This is a genomic window from Pseudomonas sp. xss_4, from assembly GCF_043104125.1.
In the GTDB taxonomy this organism is placed as follows: Bacteria; Pseudomonadota; Gammaproteobacteria; order Pseudomonadales; family Pseudomonadaceae; genus Aquipseudomonas; species Aquipseudomonas parafulva_B.
Map to the genome: position 1 here is coordinate 25648 of NZ_JBICKJ010000074.1, position 17231 is coordinate 42878.

General features: G+C 61.9%; 18 protein-coding genes and 2 pseudogenes. 1 reads left to right on the top strand and 19 read right to left on the bottom strand.

Annotation, left to right across the window (positions count from 1 at the left end):
* Positions 1-101: 101 nt before the first annotated feature.
* The 14 genes and pseudogenes from ACF8GB_RS16640 to ubiE all read right to left on the bottom strand — a co-directional run bounded on the left by ACF8GB_RS16640 (position 102) and on the right by ubiE (position 11255).
* The gene (locus ACF8GB_RS16640; protein WP_326384329.1) at positions 102-899 is read right to left on the bottom strand and encodes an RHS repeat-associated core domain-containing protein; all 798 of its coding nucleotides are present in this window, start codon (positions 897-899) and stop codon (positions 102-104) included.
* Positions 900-991: 92 nt separating this feature from the next.
* Complete coding sequence (locus tag ACF8GB_RS16645; protein ID WP_392527337.1) at positions 992-1885, bottom strand: methyl-accepting chemotaxis protein; 894 nt, start codon at positions 1883-1885, stop codon at positions 992-994.
* 9 nt (positions 1886-1894) lie between these two features.
* A pseudogene (locus ACF8GB_RS16650) lies at positions 1895-2992 on the bottom strand (methyl-accepting chemotaxis protein); the annotation flags it as partial.
* A gap of 221 nt (positions 2993-3213) precedes the next feature.
* Positions 3214-4086 carry a methyl-accepting chemotaxis protein gene (locus tag ACF8GB_RS16655; protein WP_371921578.1) on the bottom strand — a complete coding sequence of 291 codons (873 nt, stop codon included), beginning with the start codon at positions 4084-4086 and terminating at the stop codon, positions 3214-3216.
* Positions 4069-5130 (bottom strand): annotated as a pseudogene (locus tag ACF8GB_RS16660) (methyl-accepting chemotaxis protein); the annotation flags it as partial. The pseudogene ACF8GB_RS16660 and the gene ACF8GB_RS16655, both read right to left, overlap by 18 nt.
* Before the next feature lie 98 nt (positions 5131-5228).
* Entirely contained in the window at positions 5229-5936 is a 708-nt protein-coding gene (locus ACF8GB_RS16665) for a 16S rRNA (uracil(1498)-N(3))-methyltransferase (protein ID WP_100850644.1), read from the bottom strand.
* Positions 5933-6721, bottom strand: coding sequence for a twin-arginine translocase subunit TatC (gene tatC, locus ACF8GB_RS16670; RefSeq protein ID WP_058604281.1), 789 nt, complete (start codon positions 6719-6721; stop codon positions 5933-5935). Before tatC ends, ACF8GB_RS16665 begins: the two co-directional genes overlap by 4 nt.
* On the bottom strand, positions 6718-7107 hold the full coding sequence (gene tatB, locus ACF8GB_RS16675; protein ID WP_058604282.1) for a Sec-independent protein translocase protein TatB: 390 nt from the start codon (positions 7105-7107) through the stop codon (positions 6718-6720). Before tatB ends, tatC begins: the two co-directional genes overlap by 4 nt.
* Positions 7108-7110: 3 nt before the next feature.
* Positions 7111-7392 carry a twin-arginine translocase TatA/TatE family subunit gene (locus ACF8GB_RS16680; protein ID WP_023533071.1) on the bottom strand — a complete coding sequence of 94 codons (282 nt, stop codon included), beginning with the start codon at positions 7390-7392 and terminating at the stop codon, positions 7111-7113.
* 54 nt (positions 7393-7446) lie between these two features.
* Positions 7447-7782, bottom strand: coding sequence for a phosphoribosyl-ATP diphosphatase (locus ACF8GB_RS16685; protein WP_023532983.1), 336 nt, complete (start codon positions 7780-7782; stop codon positions 7447-7449).
* A 1-nt stretch (position 7783) separates the two neighbouring features.
* On the bottom strand, positions 7784-8176 hold the full coding sequence (gene hisI, locus ACF8GB_RS16690; RefSeq protein WP_182139345.1) for a phosphoribosyl-AMP cyclohydrolase: 393 nt from the start codon (positions 8174-8176) through the stop codon (positions 7784-7786).
* Between the two features lie 72 nt (positions 8177-8248).
* Positions 8249-9865: a ubiquinone biosynthesis regulatory protein kinase UbiB gene (gene ubiB / locus ACF8GB_RS16695; protein WP_058639874.1), complete on the bottom strand. Its 1617-nt coding sequence runs from the start codon at positions 9863-9865 to the stop codon at positions 8249-8251.
* On the bottom strand, positions 9862-10485 hold the full coding sequence (locus ACF8GB_RS16700) for an SCP2 domain-containing protein (protein WP_196186591.1): 624 nt from the start codon (positions 10483-10485) through the stop codon (positions 9862-9864). Before ACF8GB_RS16700 ends, ubiB begins: the two co-directional genes overlap by 4 nt.
* Positions 10485-11255, bottom strand: coding sequence for a bifunctional demethylmenaquinone methyltransferase/2-methoxy-6-polyprenyl-1,4-benzoquinol methylase UbiE (gene ubiE / locus ACF8GB_RS16705; protein WP_058604286.1), 771 nt, complete (start codon positions 11253-11255; stop codon positions 10485-10487). Before ubiE ends, ACF8GB_RS16700 begins: the two co-directional genes overlap by 1 nt.
* 124 nt (positions 11256-11379) lie before the next feature.
* Between ubiE and ACF8GB_RS16710 the strand changes: the two genes are divergently transcribed.
* Positions 11380-11655 (top strand): polyhydroxyalkanoic acid system family protein, encoded by a 276-nt coding sequence (locus ACF8GB_RS16710; RefSeq protein WP_058639876.1) that lies wholly within the window; start codon positions 11380-11382, stop codon positions 11653-11655.
* Between the two features lie 54 nt (positions 11656-11709).
* Here the strand turns inward: ACF8GB_RS16710 and phaZ are convergent, their stop codons facing one another.
* From phaZ to hslV, 5 genes are all read right to left on the bottom strand, one after another.
* Complete coding sequence (phaZ, locus tag ACF8GB_RS16715; protein ID WP_058604287.1) at positions 11710-12522, bottom strand: poly(3-hydroxyalkanoate) depolymerase; 813 nt, start codon at positions 12520-12522, stop codon at positions 11710-11712.
* Positions 12523-12584: 62 nt separating this feature from the next.
* Entirely contained in the window at positions 12585-14261 is a 1677-nt protein-coding gene (gene phaC, locus ACF8GB_RS16720) for a class II poly(R)-hydroxyalkanoic acid synthase (protein ID WP_196186592.1), read from the bottom strand.
* Positions 14262-14519: 258 nt separating this feature from the next.
* Positions 14520-14897, bottom strand: a complete 378-nt coding sequence (locus ACF8GB_RS16725; protein WP_058639878.1) for a gamma-butyrobetaine hydroxylase-like domain-containing protein — start codon at positions 14895-14897, stop codon at positions 14520-14522.
* A gap of 135 nt (positions 14898-15032) precedes the next feature.
* Positions 15033-16376, bottom strand: coding sequence for an ATP-dependent protease ATPase subunit HslU (gene hslU / locus ACF8GB_RS16730; RefSeq protein WP_058604290.1), 1344 nt, complete (start codon positions 16374-16376; stop codon positions 15033-15035).
* A gap of 75 nt (positions 16377-16451) precedes the next feature.
* Positions 16452-16982: an ATP-dependent protease subunit HslV gene (gene hslV, locus ACF8GB_RS16735; RefSeq protein ID WP_023533032.1), complete on the bottom strand. Its 531-nt coding sequence runs from the start codon at positions 16980-16982 to the stop codon at positions 16452-16454.
* Positions 16983-17231: the final 249 nt, after the last annotated feature.

Genomic DNA, 17231 nt, shown 5'->3' on the forward strand with positions numbered 1-17231 from the left:
CAATTCCGTCACCTGAACCGTCCCGCCAGCTCTGCAAACGGATCCCCAGCCGTGTGAATGCCACACTTGAACTGGCTGGGCCTTCACGGGTAACCGGAAGATCAGATCAGATATTGGTAAGACGGTCTTACTTTAAATGTAAAATTCTCACTCCGTGATATGGGGGGTCTCTGACGTCGGAGCGGGATTTCTTGGCGTATATTCATGGGGTTGATGGGCTCGAGTTGATCTAGGCCCGTATTGTTAGCAGGCAAGCCTAATAAGTCCATTTGCCTTACAAATTCAGAATGTAATGTAGTTGCTCTTTCCTTCAAGGCAAGGATCTGAGCGGGTGAGTTCGCTCTGAGGTACTTTAATTCGCGCTTCTGCTTCTTTAATATCTTCAGATAACGGGTATGTTCGGCCCAGGCATCATAGTTTTCAGCCAGCTCTAAGCTGGTATGTGTACTGTTGATGTCGGCTATAAGCTTGTCAATGCGTGATTGATGGTTAGAGATTTGCTTTCGGGTGTGCTGCATTTGATTGTAGGTATCCAGTGCAGCGGCCTTCTGGGCATCATATGCCTTTAAATACTTAGCGTACCTAGTTTTATTAAAGATGTTAATAAGGGATTGTGGAGATGTCGGATAATGCCCTGACGGGTCTTTGTAGTTTGCCGGGTCCCCGCCGCAATACGAATAACTACTAATCACGGTGAAAGGTGAGATATTGTCTGGTGAGGCGAACCGCATAATTGATGGCAGGTAAAGCCTGTAGCCATTGCCTAGTAAATATCCTCTAGAGCTGACGTCGTAAGGTTCTCCGGCGAAAGCGATAGGGACTGACGCACTTGCAGGAGAGAAACCATAGGGCGTATAAGCAGGGGTGAACAGCGTGTTGTGAGAGTTTGCGGTATACATATGCAACCTGCTCTGAGTTGATGTTGATAACCTATCGTGAAATTTAAAGGGGGGGCAACTGGCATTTTTGCCAGTTGCCAGCGCCAGTGTATTTACAAGCTGAAACGCCTGACCATCCCCCTCAGTTGCTGCCCAAGCTGATCCAAATCTCCACTTGAAGCCGCCGTCTGCTCACTGGCTGCACTGGTCTGATCGGACGCATCACGCACATTCAACACGCTGCGATTGATCTGTTCGGCCACCACGCTCTGCTGTTCGCTGGCCGTGGCGATCTGCTGGTTCATACCCTGGATGCTCGAGACCGTCCCGGTGATCTGGCTCAGCGCATCGCCTGCCTTGCGGCTCAATTCCACGCTTTGCTCGGTAAGGTTCTTGCTGCTGTCCAGCAAGCGCGTAACTTCGTCGGTGCCGTTGTGCAGGCTGTCGATCAGTTGGCCGATTTCTTCCGTGGCGGTAGAGGTGCGTTGGGCCAGACCGCGCACTTCATCGGCCACTACCGCGAAGCCCCGCCCGGCTTCACCCGCCCGTGCCGCCTCGATCGCGGCGTTGAGCGCCAGCAGGTTGGTCTGTTCGGAGACAGACTTGATCACGTCCAGAATACTGCCGATGCGCTGACTCTCGCCGGCCAGGTGCTGCATGGCTGCCAGGCAATGGTCCATCTGCCCGGACAACTGTTCGATACGCCCAATGGCTTCGGTCACCACCTGATCGCCCACCTGCGCCTGCTGGTCGGCATTGGTGGCGGCCATCGATGCCTGCTCTGCATTTTGCGCCACCTCCTGGACCGTGGCGCTCATCTGGTTCATGGCAGTGGCAACCTGGTCGGTCTCCTCTCGCTGCTGGTTGATGCGCACCTTGGTGTCTTCGCTGCTGGAGGCCAATTGCGACGCGGCTTGCGAGAGTTGCCCGACACCGTGGTCGATGCCGCCGATCAGTTCGCGCAAGCTTATTGTCATTTCACGCATGCTGGCCTGCAGCTTGCCCATCTCGTCGCGGCGCTGCACCGGCTCGACCTGGCTCAGGTCCCCTTTGGCGATACGTGCGGCCACCTCCAGGGTCTGGCGCAGCGGTTGGGTGATCTGCAATGTGATCAGCCACCCGGCGACCACGCCGACCAACAGCGCCAGCAGTGCCACGGTGGTCAACAGCGAGCGGGCGGCCAGTGCTTCCCTGTCGCGCTGTTCGACCTTGCGCTTGCCAAGTTCCAGGCTCACCGAGCGTAACTCGTCGCCGCGGCGCTCCATGGTGTTCTGCAGCTGCTCCGCCTTGACGGCAACTTGGCGGTATTGATCCAAGGTGGCACGGTATCGGGCCAATTCGGTGCCTGGTTGCTCGATCACGGCGCGCGGCAGCCCGAGAGGCGCCAGGCCTTTGACCAGCTGAGCCAGGCTAGTGCTTGCGGCCTCCAAGGCGCTTTCACCGACCTTGGCGAAGTCTTCGACAGGGGAGAAAGTGTAGGCCGGTACCAGGCTCTGCTGGTTGGCGCTCTCCACATGCCGGCTCAGGGTGTCCATCATGCCCAGCACGTTGGTCTGCTGCCCATCGGCAGGCATCTTCAACAGGGCCTGGGTTTCAAGTTCATCGATGGCCGTGCTGAGTTTCTGTTCCTGAACGAGCAGAGCCTGGCGCAAGGTGGCGCGGCTGGTGGCAGTGCGCTGCAGCTCAGTGAAGTCATCGCGCAATTGCTGCAGCAAACCCAGCTTTTCGGTGAGCATCTGCCGTGATTCTTCGACGTTGCTGCGCTGCTGAAGGGTAGTGAGCCTATCGCTCAGCTGTTCGAGTATGCGGCCGATCCGCGTCTTGCTCTGCTCATCGTCGAGCACACGGTACGTGATGCGCTCGGCGCGCAGATCCTTGGTCAGGTCATTGATTTGGCCAATTTCGCTCAATTGCTGCGAACGAACGATGGCGCCGTCCAAAGCGCGCCAGCCACTGATCGTAGTGACCAGCGTGAGCAGCAGGACCACGGCGAAACCGAGGGCCAACTTGGCGGCGACGCTGATGTTGCCGAGCTTGCGGTTGAGGTAACCGAGCATGGGGATTCTCCGTGCAAGTGGAAGGAATGAAGAGCATGCGCAATGCGTGCAAGCCATCCCTGCCCATCGGCGGAGGACGTGTAGGACTTGACCTGAAATCCGCGTAGGAAAATTCGGAGCGATCGGTCAGATTTTTTCGGTTACGCAGCCATAACGGCAATGCCCAGTGCGCGCCCGTTCCAGCCACCCGCGCGCGCATGAAGAGGCTGCGTAGCAGCCTCAGTCCCAATGCGCCGATTGACCGGCATTGTCATTAATCGTATCGACAGGCCTGCCCGTCAGAGTTTGAAACGCCCCACCAAGCCCTGCAAATGAGTGCCCAGGCGGGCCAGTTCGACGCTGGAGCTGGCAGTCTGTTCGCTGGCCGCCGAGGTCTGGTCTGAAATATCCCGTACGTTGATCACGCTGCGGTTGATCTCTTCGGCCACCGCCGTTTGCTCCTCGGCTGCCGTGGCGATCTGCTGATTCATCGCCTGGATGGACGAGACCGTACGGGTGATGTTTTCCAGCGAGCTGCCTGCACGGCGGGTCAGTTCGACGGTGCTGTCGGTGAGTTGCCGGCTGCTGTCCATCACGCTCGCTGCGCGCTGGGTGCCGCTTTGCAGGCCGGCGATCAGTTCCTCGATCTCTTCGGTGGATTGCTGCGTGCGTTGCGCCAGGCTGCGCACCTCGTCAGCCACCACTGCAAACCCGCGTCCGGCCTCGCCTGCACGGGCCGCTTCGATCGCCGCGTTGAGTGCCAGCAGGTTGGTCTGCTGGGCCACCGACTTGATCACATCCAGCACGCTACCGATCTTGTCGCTTTCCCCCTTGAGCTGGCTCATGGCCTCGCTGGAGTTGGCCACCTCGCTGGCCAGCCGCTCGATCTGCGCCACCGCTTCGCTGACCACACGATCGCCCTCACGGGCCTGCTGGTCGGCCATGACGGCTGCCTCCGAGGCCTGCTCGGCGTTACGTGCCACGTCGTGAACGGTCGCCGTCATCTGGTTCATCGCCGTGGCAACCTGGTCAGTCTCCACCTTCTGGTTGGTAACCCCTGCGCTGGTCTGCTCGGTCACTGCCGAGAGCTCTTCGGCAGCACTGGCAATCTGGGTTACGCCATCGCCTATGCCACCAATCAGGTCGCGCAGGCCTTGGGTCATGCGCTGCATGCTGGCCTGCAACTGGCCAAGCTCGTCTCGACGCCTCGAAGGCTCATGCAGGGTGAGATCGCCGCTGGCCACCCGTTCAGCCCCGCGCAGCGCCTCGCGCAGCGGCAGGATGATCTGGCGGGTAATCACCCAGGCTGCCAGCAGGCCCAGCAAGACGGCCAGGCCCGTGGCCAACCCCAGCAACGCCTTTGCCTGAGCGGCCGCCGTGTCACGTACCTGGGTCTGCGAGCTGGTCATGGCCTGGCTGGTCTGCATCAAGGTCACGCCTTGGTCGGCCATCTGCTGCAACGCCTGGGCGCTGGCGCTCTGCGCTTCGCCGAACTGCATCACGGCGTCGCGGTAGCCGCCCATGGCGGTACTGGCGTCGCTCAAACCGGCGGCGAATTCAGCAGGCAGCTTGGCGGGCAGCCCTCGCAACTCGTCCAGCGCCTGGTCGATGGCCTTGAGTGCCGTTTGCTGATAGTCGGCGTTGCCGCTATAGGTGTAACCACGCACCTGGAAGCGCGCTTGCTGGAGCAGGCTGTTGACGGTGACGGCATATTGGTACTGGGTGATATCGCCCGCTTGAAGCAGGCGCTGCTGGACCCGGCCCACCAGTTCGACGGCCTTGTCCGCGCTGTCCCCCAACACGCCACGGCTGGCCTCGCGCCGCAAGTTCGACTGTTTGAGCTGCGCGAAGGCTTGCTGGTAGGCCGCTACCGCATCGCGCTGCTGTTCGAGGCGCTGATGATCGGCGGGTTCGTCGATCTGGCCAAGCATCAGCTGAACCTGACGGTCCAGGGTGCCAAGCGCCTTCTCCATCTCGCCGATCGAGGCTTCGTCGCGCTGGCGTTCATAATGCTGACGGGCAATGCGCAGCTCCTGGGCGTACTGCTGGATGACCGAGATGTTGCCCAGCTTGTCACCCCTGGCCGTGATGCTGTTCATGCCGTGCCACCCGGTCAGGGTGATGATCAGTGTCAGCAGCAACACCAGGCCGAAGCCCAGCGCCAGTTTGCGGGTCACACTCACGTTGCCCAAAAGCTGGGTTAACCATTGATTCATAGAAACTCCCTGGCGGCTTGGCAGCACGATTTAGTTGTTGTTGCCAATGCCATCGGCCAGGGAAACAGAAACTTGATGGGTAAAAGCTGACCGGTTCGTCAGAATATACGTGAGAGCAAGGCCGTGACGGCCGTTTCCACCCGAAGGATGCGTGCACCGAGCTGCACCGGGGCCAAACCCGCTTTGCCCAGCAGATCCACCTCGTAGGGGATCCACCCGCCTTCCGGGCCAATGGCCAGGGTGACTGCCTGTTCTACCGCGCGAGGGCAGGCGGGATAGTCGCCTGGGTGACCGACCAGCCCAAGGGTGCCTTCGGCGATGGCAGGCAGACGGTCCTCGACGAAGGGTTTGAAGCGTTTTTCGATGATGACTTCTGGCAGCACGGTGTCACGTGCCTGTTCCAGACCCAGGATCAGGTTTTCACGGATGACGTCGGGCTGAAGGAAGGGGGTTTGCCAGAAGCTCTTTTCCACCTTGTAGCTGTTGAGCAGGATCAGGCGCGGCACCCCAAGGGTGGCGACGGTCTGGAACAGCCTGCGCAGCATCTTGGGCCGTGGCACCGCCAGCACCAGGGTCAACGGCAGCTTGGCCGGTGGCGCCTGATCGAAGCTGACGTGAAGCTCGGCCTCATGGCGCTCCAGGCGCTGCACCGTCGCCTGGCCCATCAGGCCGTTGATGCGGCCAACGCGCAACGTGTCACCGACGGCGACCCCGTGCACATCCTGCATATGGACGAAACGACGATCAGCCAATACAACCCGGTCAGCCGCGATGAAATCGGCCTCCTCCAGCAGCAGCAGGTTCACGGCTGCGTCGCGGGTGGTTGGTCTTGATGATCATCGGCAGGCTGTTCGTCACTGCCGCGCTTGCGAATCAGGCTGCCGCACAGCACGCCGACCTCGAACAGTAGCCACATGGGGACGGCCAACAGGGTCTGGGAGAAGATGTCCGGGGGCGTCAGCACCATGCCGACAACGAAGCAGCCAATGATCACGTAGGGGCGGATCTTCTTCAGGTACTTCACATCGACCACGCCGATCCAGACCAGCAGCACCACGGCCACCGGAATCTCGAAGGCTACGCCGAAGGCGAAGAACAACGTCATCACGAAGTCCAGGTAGCTGGCGATGTCGGTCATCATCGATACGCCTTCAGGCGTTGCGCTGGCGAAGAAGCCAAAGATCAACGGGAAGACCAGAAAATAGGCAAAGGCCATGCCGGCATAGAACAGCACGATGCTCGACATCAGCAGGGGTATGGCGATGCGCTTTTCATGACGGTACAGGCCTGGTGCGATGAAGCCCCAGATCTGCTGCAGGATGAAGGGGATCGCCAGGAACAGCGAAACAATCATGGTCAGCTTGAACGGCGTCAGGAAGGGCGAGGCCACGTCAGTGGCGATCATGGTCGCATTGGCAGGCAGATGATCACGCAGCGGCGCCGAGACCAGGGTGTAGATCTGCTGGGCGAAGGAAAACAACCCGGCAAAGATCAGGAAGATGACGGCAACGCAACGCAGCAGGCGGGTGCGCAGTTCGGTCAGGTGCGAAACCAGCGGCATGGGCTGGTCGTGTTCCGGGTTCTCGCTCATGGGGCTCGCGGCGGCTCGGGCGCTACAGGGGTAGGGTGCGCAGTGGCAGGGGCAGTTACATCGGTTTCAGCTGGCGTGGTTGGCAGGCCAGCAGGGGGCTGCACGGTGGCCGTGGTCACCGGAGGCTGGGCAGGCGGCGCATTGGGGTTGAGGATGCGCTTGGCCTGCTCTTCCATGTGCATGATGTGCTCGTTGTGCAGCTGGCGGCGGATGTCATCGGCGCCGATTTCGCGTTCGACTTCCATCTTGATGCTGTTGAAGCTGCGTTTGAGCCGGCCGATCCACAAGCCCGCCGTGCGGGCGGCGCCCGGCAGGCGCTCGGGGCCGAGCACCAGCAGGGCGACGAGGCCGACGAGCAGCAGCTCGCCGAAACTGATGCCGAACATAAGTCAGTCTTTCCGCTGCGGCTCTTGGACCGGTTGGGCCTGGCCTTCGATGGTATGGCCCTGGCTGGCCTGGGCAGTGGTCTGCACCGGTTGCACAGGGGGTACGGGCTGGGCCGGAGGAGGGGTAGGTTCAGCCGGCTTGGTTTCTTCTTCGTTCATGGCCTTGCGAAAGCCCTTGATCGATTCGCCCAGGTCGCTGCCGAGGTTCTTCAGCTTCTTGGTGCCGAACACCAGCACCACCACGACCAGCAGGACGATCCAGTGTTTCCAGTCAAAGATACCCATTTCGTACTCCCGAAAATTGTGTGAAGGTCACCGGGCGTCAGCCCTGAACATACATCAGGCCGAAGGCTGGCGGGCGGCTTTTTCGTCATGGCCCGACAACCCGAAGCGCCGGTCGAGCTCGTCGAGCACGGCTTGCGGGTGCTGACCCAGGGCGCTGAGCATCACCAGGCTGTGAAACCACAGGTCGGCCGTTTCATAGATGACGTCGCTGCAGTCCTTGCTGAGCGCAGCATCCTTGGCGGCAATGATGGTTTCAACCGACTCTTCGCCGAGCTTTTCCAGAATCTTGTTGAGGCCCTTGTGGTACAGGCTGGCCACATAGGAGCTGTCCGGCGCCGCCTGTTTGCGTTCTTCGAGCACGGCGGCCAGCCGGTTGAGGGTGTCGCTCATGTCAGTGTCCTGCGTCGTAGATGGCGTGCGGGTCTTTCAGGACCGGGTCGACGGTGGCCCACTGGCCGTCTGCGTAGATGCGGTAGAAGCAGCTTTCCCGGCCGGTATGGCAAGCGATGTGGCCCACCTGCTCGACCATGAGGATGATCACGTCGGCGTCGCAGTCCAGGCGCATTTCGTGAAGTTTTTGCACATGGCCCGACTCCTCGCCCTTGCGCCACAGTTTGCCACGCGAGCGCGACCAGTAGATGGCGCGTTGCTCAGCAGCGGTCAACGCCAGTGCTTCACGGTTCATCCACGCCATCATCAGCACGCGTCCGGTCTTGTGGTCCTGGGCGATGGCCGGCACAAGGCCATCGCTGTTCCACTTGATCTCGTCCAGCCAGTCTTTCATCGTCGACTCCAAAACGGGCCCGTCTGCGTCGCGGGCCTTTTGCGCTAGTGTGCCAGCCACGGGCGCGGCTGGCTATTGGCGCACGATCAGGTAAAGGCCTGCGGCCAGCATCAACCAGGCCGGCCACGCCGTGGCGGCCGCCAGGCTACCGGCCTGCAGGGCGACACCGCCCAGGATCACACCCCCGCCCAGCAAGCCGGCACCGAGCAGGCGCAGGGCCCAATGGTCGCCATTTCGGCGCTCTGGCATCTTGGGGTCGTGCAGGTGCGGTTGCGACAGTCGTTCGAGCAAGTCCCGGGTCATGTTGGCCAGGTGCGGCAACTGCTCAGCCTGGCTGTGCAGGTTGCCCAGCAAGGCCTTGGGGCTCATGCGCTGGCGCATCCAGCGCTCAAGATAAGGCTTGGCCGTGCTCCACAGGTCCAGCTCAGGGTACAGCTGACGCCCCAGGCCTTCGATGTTGAGCAGGGTCTTCTGCAGCAGCACCAGTTGAGGTTGCACTTCCATGTTGAAGCGGCGCGCGGTCTGGAACAGGCGCATCAGCACCTGGCCGAAGGAAATGTCCTTGAGGGGTTTTTCGAAGATCGGCTCGCACACGGTGCGGATGGCCGCTTCGAACTCATTGACCTTGGTGTTGGCCGGTACCCAGCCCGAGTCGATGTGCAGCTGGGCGACGCGGCGATAGTCGCGCTTGAAGAAGGCAATCAGGTTGCGCGCGAGGTAATCCTGGTCTTCATCGGTGAGGCTACCGACGATGCCGCAGTCGATGGCGATGTACTTGGGGCTCCACGGCTTGACCGTGCTCACGAAGATGTTGCCCGGGTGCATGTCGGCATGGAAGAAGCTGTCACGAAACACCTGCATGAAGAACACTTCGACGCCGCGCTCGGCCAGCATCTTCATGTCGGTGCGCTGATCGGCGAGGGTGGCCATGTCGGTCACCGGCACGCCGTAGATACGCTCCATCACCAGCACTTTGGGCCGGCACCAGTCCCAATAGACCTGGGGCACGTACATGAGCTCGGAATCCTCGAAATTGCGCCGCAGCTGGCTGGCGTTGGCCGCCTCGCGAAGCAGGTCGAGTTCGTCGTAGATGGTTTTCTCGTAATCGCCGACAACCTCCACCGGGTGCAGGCGACGTGCATCGGCAGAAAGGCGCTCGGCACCCTTGGCGATCAGGAACAGCCAGGCAATGTCGGCAGCGATGATTGGCTTGAGCCCCGGCCGTACCACCTTGACCACCACTTCTTCACCGCTTTTCAGGCGCGCGGCGTGCACTTGCGCCACCGATGCGGACGCCAGGGGCTCCACGTCGAAGCGGCTGAACACCTCACCCACCTTGGCCCCAAGCTGGGCTTCGATCAGCGCCACGGCTTTTTGCGGGTCGAACGGCGGTACGCGGTCTTGGAGCAGCATCAGCTCGTCGGCAATGTCAGTGGGCAGCAAGTCGCGCCGGGTAGACAACAGCTGGCCGAACTTGATGAAGATAGGCCCTAGGTCCTGCAGCGCCATGCGCAACCGCGCGCCGCGGCTCAGTTCCGAGGCGCGACGCGGTAGCCAGCGCCACGGCAACAGCAGCCGCAGGCTCATCAACCACCAGGGCAGAGGGTAGTCGAACAGCAAGTCATCGAGCCGGTAGCGGATGACGACGCGCTGGATGCGGAAAAGGCGGCGGAAGGCGAGCAGCTTCATGCGTTATCGCTGGAATCAAGGGATCGGGAAAGGCGCAGGATGCGCGCCTCGAGGCGTTCTGTATCGACCTTCATGGCATCGAGTTCGCTGAAGGCGGCCTCGGCTTCGCGTTTGCCTACCAGCGTACGCGATTCTTCCGCCAGATACTCGGACAGGCTCTGGCTCAGGCGTGCCAGGCCTTGACGGGTCCACCGGGTGCGCAGGCGGATGTGCCCTGCGATCAGGGCCGTGGGCACAGGGCCCAGCCACTTCTGCAACTCATGCTCCCAGTCCAGCTCCAGGTCCTGGAAAATGCCGAACAGATCGAGCAAGGCCGCGGTATCGCCGTGCAACGCCACATGGGGGCTGTGCAGGACTGCCGTCTTGTCTCGCGACAACGCCAGGTGCGCCAGGCTTGCCGCCGGCGCGCTCAACCGGCAGTCGACTTCGCCTTCCCAGGCACTGGCCAGCATCAGGCCCTGCTCGTCAGGCAGGATGAAGACCTGCATGGCCGGTTGGCGGCAGTCGATCTCGATGACCTTGCCTTCCAGCGCTGCTAGCCTTGGCAATGCCGTGCTGTCCATGCGCAGGACGCGGTTCAGGCCATGTTCGGCACTGGCGAGCAGACCGGCCATGAGCATCAGGGCTTGATCCCCCGGTGCACGGCCACGATGCCGCTGGTCATGTTGTGGTAGGTCACCCGGTCGAACCCGGCCTGCACCATCATGGCCTTGAGGGTTTCCTGGTCAGGGTGCATGCGGATCGATTCGGCCAGGTAGCGGTAGCTCTCGGAATCGTTGGTGATCAGCTTGCCGGCCAGGGGCATGAAGGCGAATGAGTAGGCGTCGTAGGCCTTGGACATCAGCTTGTTGGTCGGCTTGGAGAACTCCAGCACCAGCAGGCGGCCACCCGGCTTGAGCACGCGCAGCATGGAGCGAATGGCATCTTCCTTGTGGGTGACGTTGCGCAGGCCGAAGGCGATGGTCACGCAGTCGAAATGGTTGTCCGGAAACGGCAGCTTTTCAGCGTCGGCCTGGACGAACTCGATGTTGCCGGCCACGCCACGGTCCAGTAGGCGGTCGCGGCCGACCTTGAGCATGGACTCGTTGATGTCGGCCAGCACCACGTGCCCGGTCGGGCCCACCAGGCGCGAGAACTTGGCTGCCAGGTCGCCCGTGCCGCCGGCGATGTCCAGCACACGGTTGCCGCTGCGAACGCCCGACAGCTCGATGGTGAAGCGCTTCCACAGGCGGTGCATGCCGCCGGACAGCACGTCGTTCATCAGGTCGTATTTGGCCGCCACCGAGTGGAACACTTCGGCAACCTTGCGCGCCTTCTGGCTTTCAGGCACGTCCTGGTAGCCAAAATGGGTCGTGGGTTCGGCGTGGTCGCCTTTGCGCTGGTCGTTCATATCGCTTCACCGAAATTAATTGACGCCATTCTAGGGCGAACGAGCGGATTTGTCTTGGCGGGGTGTGCCGCCAGGCGGGGGCGGGCATAATGCCGATTATGTCTACATGTTCAGGAACACCCGCATGACCCAGATCAGCGTCGAACGCAAACACACCCTCGGGCGCGACGCCGCCCGTTCCAAGGCCCAAGCGCTGGTGGACCGCCTCAGCCGCGAGTATGACCTCAAGGCCTCGTGGGATGGCGACCGCGTCGATGTGGCACGCAGCGGCGCGAACGGCAGCGTGCACATCGGCCAGGACAGCATCCGTGTCGATCTCAAGCTCGGCATGATGATGTCGATGATGAGCGGCACCATCAAGGGCGAAATCGAGCGGGCGCTGGACAAGGCACTTGCCTGAATCTGGACACCGGCCGTTCGGCCCGGTTCGGCCGGTGATCGCGAATGGGGCGTTTCAGGTTGGCTCGGCCAGAAACTTCATGATGACCGGCGCGATGGCGTGTGGCCGGGTGATCAGAAACAGATGACCATCATCGATGATGTGCAACTGCGCATTGGGGATACGCCAGGCCAGCAGACGCATGTTCACCAGCGGAATCAACGGATCGTCATCCCCGGCAAGCACCAGGGTGGGCTGGCGGAGTTTGTGCAGCCAATGGATGCTGGTCCAGCCAAGTGCCGCGAACAGTTGCCAGTAATAACCCAGCTTGCCAGCCGAGCGTGCCGTGGCCGCGTGCTTTAGCGCCAGGTGCGGATCCCGGCGAAACCCGCCGCCATACACCAGCGGCGCGATGCGCATGACATGGGAGGGGTCTACGTACCGGCGGGGGCTGGCCATGCTCCACAACACCTTGGGCTTGCCAGGTACCATGACCGCGCCTGCGGCCGTGGCAGCCAGGATGAGTTTTCGGCAGCGCTGCGGGTAGTCATGGGCGAATTGCTGAGCCAGCCCGCCTCCCCACGACACGCCGATGACGTTGACCTGGCCGTAATTTAGCGTGTCGAGCAGCCGAGCGGCGAGCCGGGCCAGTCCTGAAAACCGATAAGGCCGCTGCGGCGTGGATGAACCGCCCACACCTGGGGCGTCGAAGGCGATGACCTGCAAGTCGGGGTCCAGTGCTTCGATGAACGGAAATATCAGCTCGAAGTTGGCCCCGATGCCGTTGAAGATCAGCAAGGGCGCCAAGGTCGACTGACCTGGACGCACGACGGTACGGATGGACAGGCCATCGAGCTCGACCGTTTTGAACACGTAAGGTGACGGCATGCGCATGGCTCCTGGAGCTGGTAAACGCCTTGGCACCGCGCAGGTGGCCACGGCGCAGGGGTTCAACGCTGGTGCACGTAGCTGCCTGGCGCAGCTTCGGCTGCAGGATGGCTGCGGCACCCCAAGTGGCTCGGTGCCTCGATCAATGCCCCGGCTCGGTCGGCCAGCCAGCCCTGCCAGTGCAGCCACCATGAATCGACGTGCCTGACGGCGTCCTGTTGCCAGGCAAGCGGATCGTCATGCTGGCCATCCCCAGCCTGAAAGCGCGCCTTCGGATTGCCGGGCGGATTGATGATGCTCTGGATGTGCCCACTGTTGGACAGCACGAACTCGACCTTGCCGCCGAACAGTCGCGCCGAGCGATAGCAGGCCTGCCAAGGCGTAATATGGTCGGCATTGCCCGCCACGCTGAAGAGGTCGCACTTGACCTGCTTGAGATCGATGGCGGTACCGCAGACGGTGAGGCCACCGGGACGGGTGAGCGGATTGCGCCTGTACATCTCGATCAGGTCGGCATGGAATGCGGCGGGCAGGCGCGTGGTGTCGTTGTTCCAGTACAGGATGTCGAACGCTGGCGGCTCATTGCCGAGCAGGTAATTGTTGACCCAGTAGTTCCAGATCAGGTCATTGGGACGCATCCAGGCAAACAGCCGGGCCAGGTCGCTGCCCTCGAGTACCCCCGCCTGCTGGGATTGACGCTTGGCCGCATCCAGCGCCTGGTCGTCGACGAACAATGCCAGCGCATTGTCGAGCGTGGCGTCCAGCACGCTGACCAGCAGGGTCAAGGCATTGACCTTGGTTTCATTACGCGCCGCTAGATGACCCAGCAACGCGGTGCAGGTAATCCCTCCTGAGCATGCACCGAGCATGTTCAGGGTCGCACTGCCGGTGATGCTCAGCACGGCGTCCACCGCCTCGCCAAGTGCCTGCACATAGGTAGACAAGTCCCAGTCACGCTGCGCCCTGGTCGGGTTGCGCCAACTGACCATGAAGGTTTGTTGTCGGGCGTCCAGACAGAAGCGCATCAGGCTTTTTTCCGGGCACAGATCAAAGATGTAGAACTTGTTGATCTGGGGTGGCACCACCAGCAGTGGCCGCTCATGCACCTGCTCGGTGAGGGGGCTGTACTGGATCAATTCCATCACCTCGTTACGGTACACGACCGCGCCGCTACTGCTGCCCAGGTCCTTGCCCACTTCGAAAGCATCCATGTTCACCTGGCGGGGCATGCCGCCGTTGTGGACCACGTCCCTGGCCAGGTTCGACAGACCATCGAGCATGCTTTTGCCGCCGGTCTCGAAGAAACGCTTGAGCGCGGCAGGATTGGACAGGTTATTGGTAGGCGCCAGCGCTTCGGTCATGAGCTGGATGACGAACTGCCCGCGGCTGATGTCCTCAGGGGGCAGGTCACTGCTGCTGATCCAGGCCTGCAGTTCATTACGCCATGCCAGGTAGCTTTGCAGGTAACGTCGGTAAAGCGGGTTCTGTGACCAGGTCGGGTCGTTGAAGCGGCGATCATCGCTGGCAGGGGCAAGGCTCGATTTGCCCAGCATCACGTTTTTCAGTTCGAGCCCGAAGGCAAGCGCGTGCTTGGCACTGTGCAGGGGCTGACGCACAGCCTGGCGCAGCACGGTCTGGGCCGTGCCCAACAGGTCCTTACGTCGAACGCCGACCATCGGGTTCAGGCCCGTGGCGCGTTGCGGGCTCTGCTGCTGATCTTCATTGTTGTTGTTACTCATCCGCGACGCTCCGTTGTCTGAGACGAGTACCGGCTGGCGTGGGTGCACCGACGTGTCCCCGATACCGCTACTCGGGTAATCCGTGACCGCGTCCTGCAGTGCTACGGACGATCAGGCGCCTGCAGCGCCATGCTGGTAAATGGCCACTTCTACTGGTTACCCGAGTTTCAGGCGCGAAGCAACCTGGCGCTGTCGTAAGCTCCTTATCATTGTCAGTTGGGCCGGCATGGCGGACGAAGGCGCGTGCGAGGGGAGCGGCTAAAGCATCAGCTTGACCACGGACTCCGAAGGGTCACGGGTCTTGCCGGCCTTGTGCAGCGCCTCGAGGTATTCAGCCCACAAGGCATCCTGCCGCAGGCACAGCTGCTCCAGGTATTCCCAGGTGAACAGGCCGCTGTCATGGCCATCGTCGAAGGTAAGTTTCAGGGCGTATTGACCCGCCGGCTCCAGTCCGACGAGGCCGACGTTGACCTTGCCAAACTGCAAAATGGGGTTGCCGTGCCCCTGGACTTCGGCGGAGGGGGAGTGCACGCGCAGGAATTCGGCGGGCAGGTGGTAGACCTCATCGGGCCCATAGGTAAGGCGCAGGGTCTTGGAGGCTTTGTGCAGGTTGATGGCGGTAGGCATGCGAGCCATGGGCGTGATCTCTGTTTGAGTTACACACCGCACGCTACCCGCTGCAAGAAGCGCTCGCCAGCTTCTTGAGCAAAAAACCTGTGTCGCCAGGCTGCAAGCGCCGCACGGGCTCGCTTGCAGCCTGGCGCAGGCCCGTTACAGGATGTAGCGGGACAGGTCTTCGTTCTGGGCCAACTCGCCCAGGTGGCTGTTCACGTAAGCTGCGTCGATCTGGATCGGCGCTTCGTCATGGGCACTGGCCAGGTCGCCAGCGCTGAACGACACCTCTTCGAGCAGGCGTTCGAGCAACGTGTGCAGGCGACGGGCACCGATGTTCTCGGTTTTCTCGTTGACCTGGTAGGCGATCTCGGCCAGGCGCTTGATGCCATCCTCGACGAACTCGATGTTGAGCCCTTCGGTCTTGAGCAGTGCCTGGTACTGCTCGGTCAGCGAGGCATGCGGCTCGCGCAGGATGCGCTGGAAATCTTCCGGCGTCAGGGCCTTGAGCTCCACACGGATCGGCAGGCGACCTTGCAGTTCAGGCACCAGGTCGCTCGGCTTGCTCAAGTGGAACGCGCCGGAGGCGATGAACAGGATGTGGTCGGTCTTGACCATGCCCAGCTTGGTATTGACCGTGCAGCCTTCGATTAGCGGCAGCAGATCGCGCTGCACACCCTCACGGGAGACATCGGCACCGCCGACATTGCCGCGTTTGGCGACCTTGTCGATCTCGTCGATGAACACGATGCCGTGCTGCTCGACCGCTTCCAGCGCCTTGGCCTTGAGCTCTTCTTCATTGACCAGGCGACCAGCCTCCTCGTCGCGCACCATTTTCAGCGCTTCGCGAACCTTCAGCTTGCGCGACTTGCGCTTGCCCTTGCCCATGTTGGCGAACAGGCTCTGCAACTGATTGGTCATTTCTTCCATGCCAGGAGGCGCGGCGATTTCGACGCCCACGGCATCGGCCACCTCGATTTCGATTTCCTTATCGTCCAGCTGGCCTTCGCGCAGGCGCTTGCGGAACAGCTGGCGGGTGTTGGAATCGGAACTGGTCTGGGCGGCTTCCTCGCTGAAGCTGCTGACCCGTGCCGGTGGCAGCAGGGCATCGAGGATGCGCTCTTCGGCGGCATCTTCGGCGCGGTGGCGCACGCGGATGATTTCCTGCTCACGCAGCATCTTCAAGGCCGCGTCGGCCAGGTCGCGGATGATGGATTCCACATCGCGGCCCACATAGCCCACTTCAGTGAACTTGGTGGCTTCGACCTTGAGGAACGGGGCATTGGCCAGCTTGGCCAGGCGCCGGGCGATCTCGGTCTTGCCCACGCCGGTGGGGCCGATCATCAGGATGTTCTTGGGCGTCACTTCGGCGCGCAGCTCGGCGGGGAGCTGCATGCGCCGCCAGCGGTTGCGCAAGGCGATGGCCACGGCGCGCTTGGCGTCGTCTTGGCCAATGATGTGGCGGTTGAGTTCGTGGACGATCTCGCGGGGGGTCATGGACATGATCAATAGGGTCCTGATACGAATGATTCAGCGTGGAAAAGCCCCGTCACCGGGACGGGGCGCCAGAGCAGCTGATCACTCGGCCAGATCCTGCTCCTCGATGGTCAGGTTGTGGTTGGTGAACACGCAGATGTCACCGGCGATGTTCAGCGCGGTCTCGGCGATTTCACGGGCCGAGAGGTCGGTCTTGTTCAGCAGTGCACGGGCTGCGGCCTGGGCGTAGGCGCCGCCGGAACCCATGGCGATCAGGCCGTCTTCAGGCTCGACCACGTCACCGTTGCCGGTGATGATCAGCGACGCATCCTTGTTGGCCACGGCCAGCATGGCTTCGAGGCGGCTGAGGGAACGGTCGGTACGCCATTCCTTGGCCAGTTCCACGGCCGCGCGAATCAGGTGGCCCTGGTGTTTCTCCAATTGGCCTTCGAAGCGTTCGAACAGGGTGAAGGCATCGGCAGTGGCGCCGGCAAAGCCCGCGATGACCTGACCGTGGTACAGACGACGCACTTTCTTGGCGTTGCCTTTCATCACGGTGTTGCCGAGGGATACCTGGCCGTCGCCGCCCATGACGACTTTGCCATTGCGGCGGACTGAAACGATGGTGGTCAAGGGAGAGTCTCCACGCAGCGGGGCGAAAATGCCTGTTGCAAACTCATATGGGGGTGCAAGGCGGGATTTCAACCGTGGGGGATGAACGGTTCAAGGGGGGGCGGGGTTCGGGATCAGTGGCGGGGGGTGCCCAGGTTCTGGGGAAGCACCCCGAGGGGGAACGCAGCAGCCCAGGGATTTTGGCTCGCAGCGCGTATCGTTGGGGCCGCTGTGCGGCCCATCGCGGCACAAGACCGCTCCTACACCGGA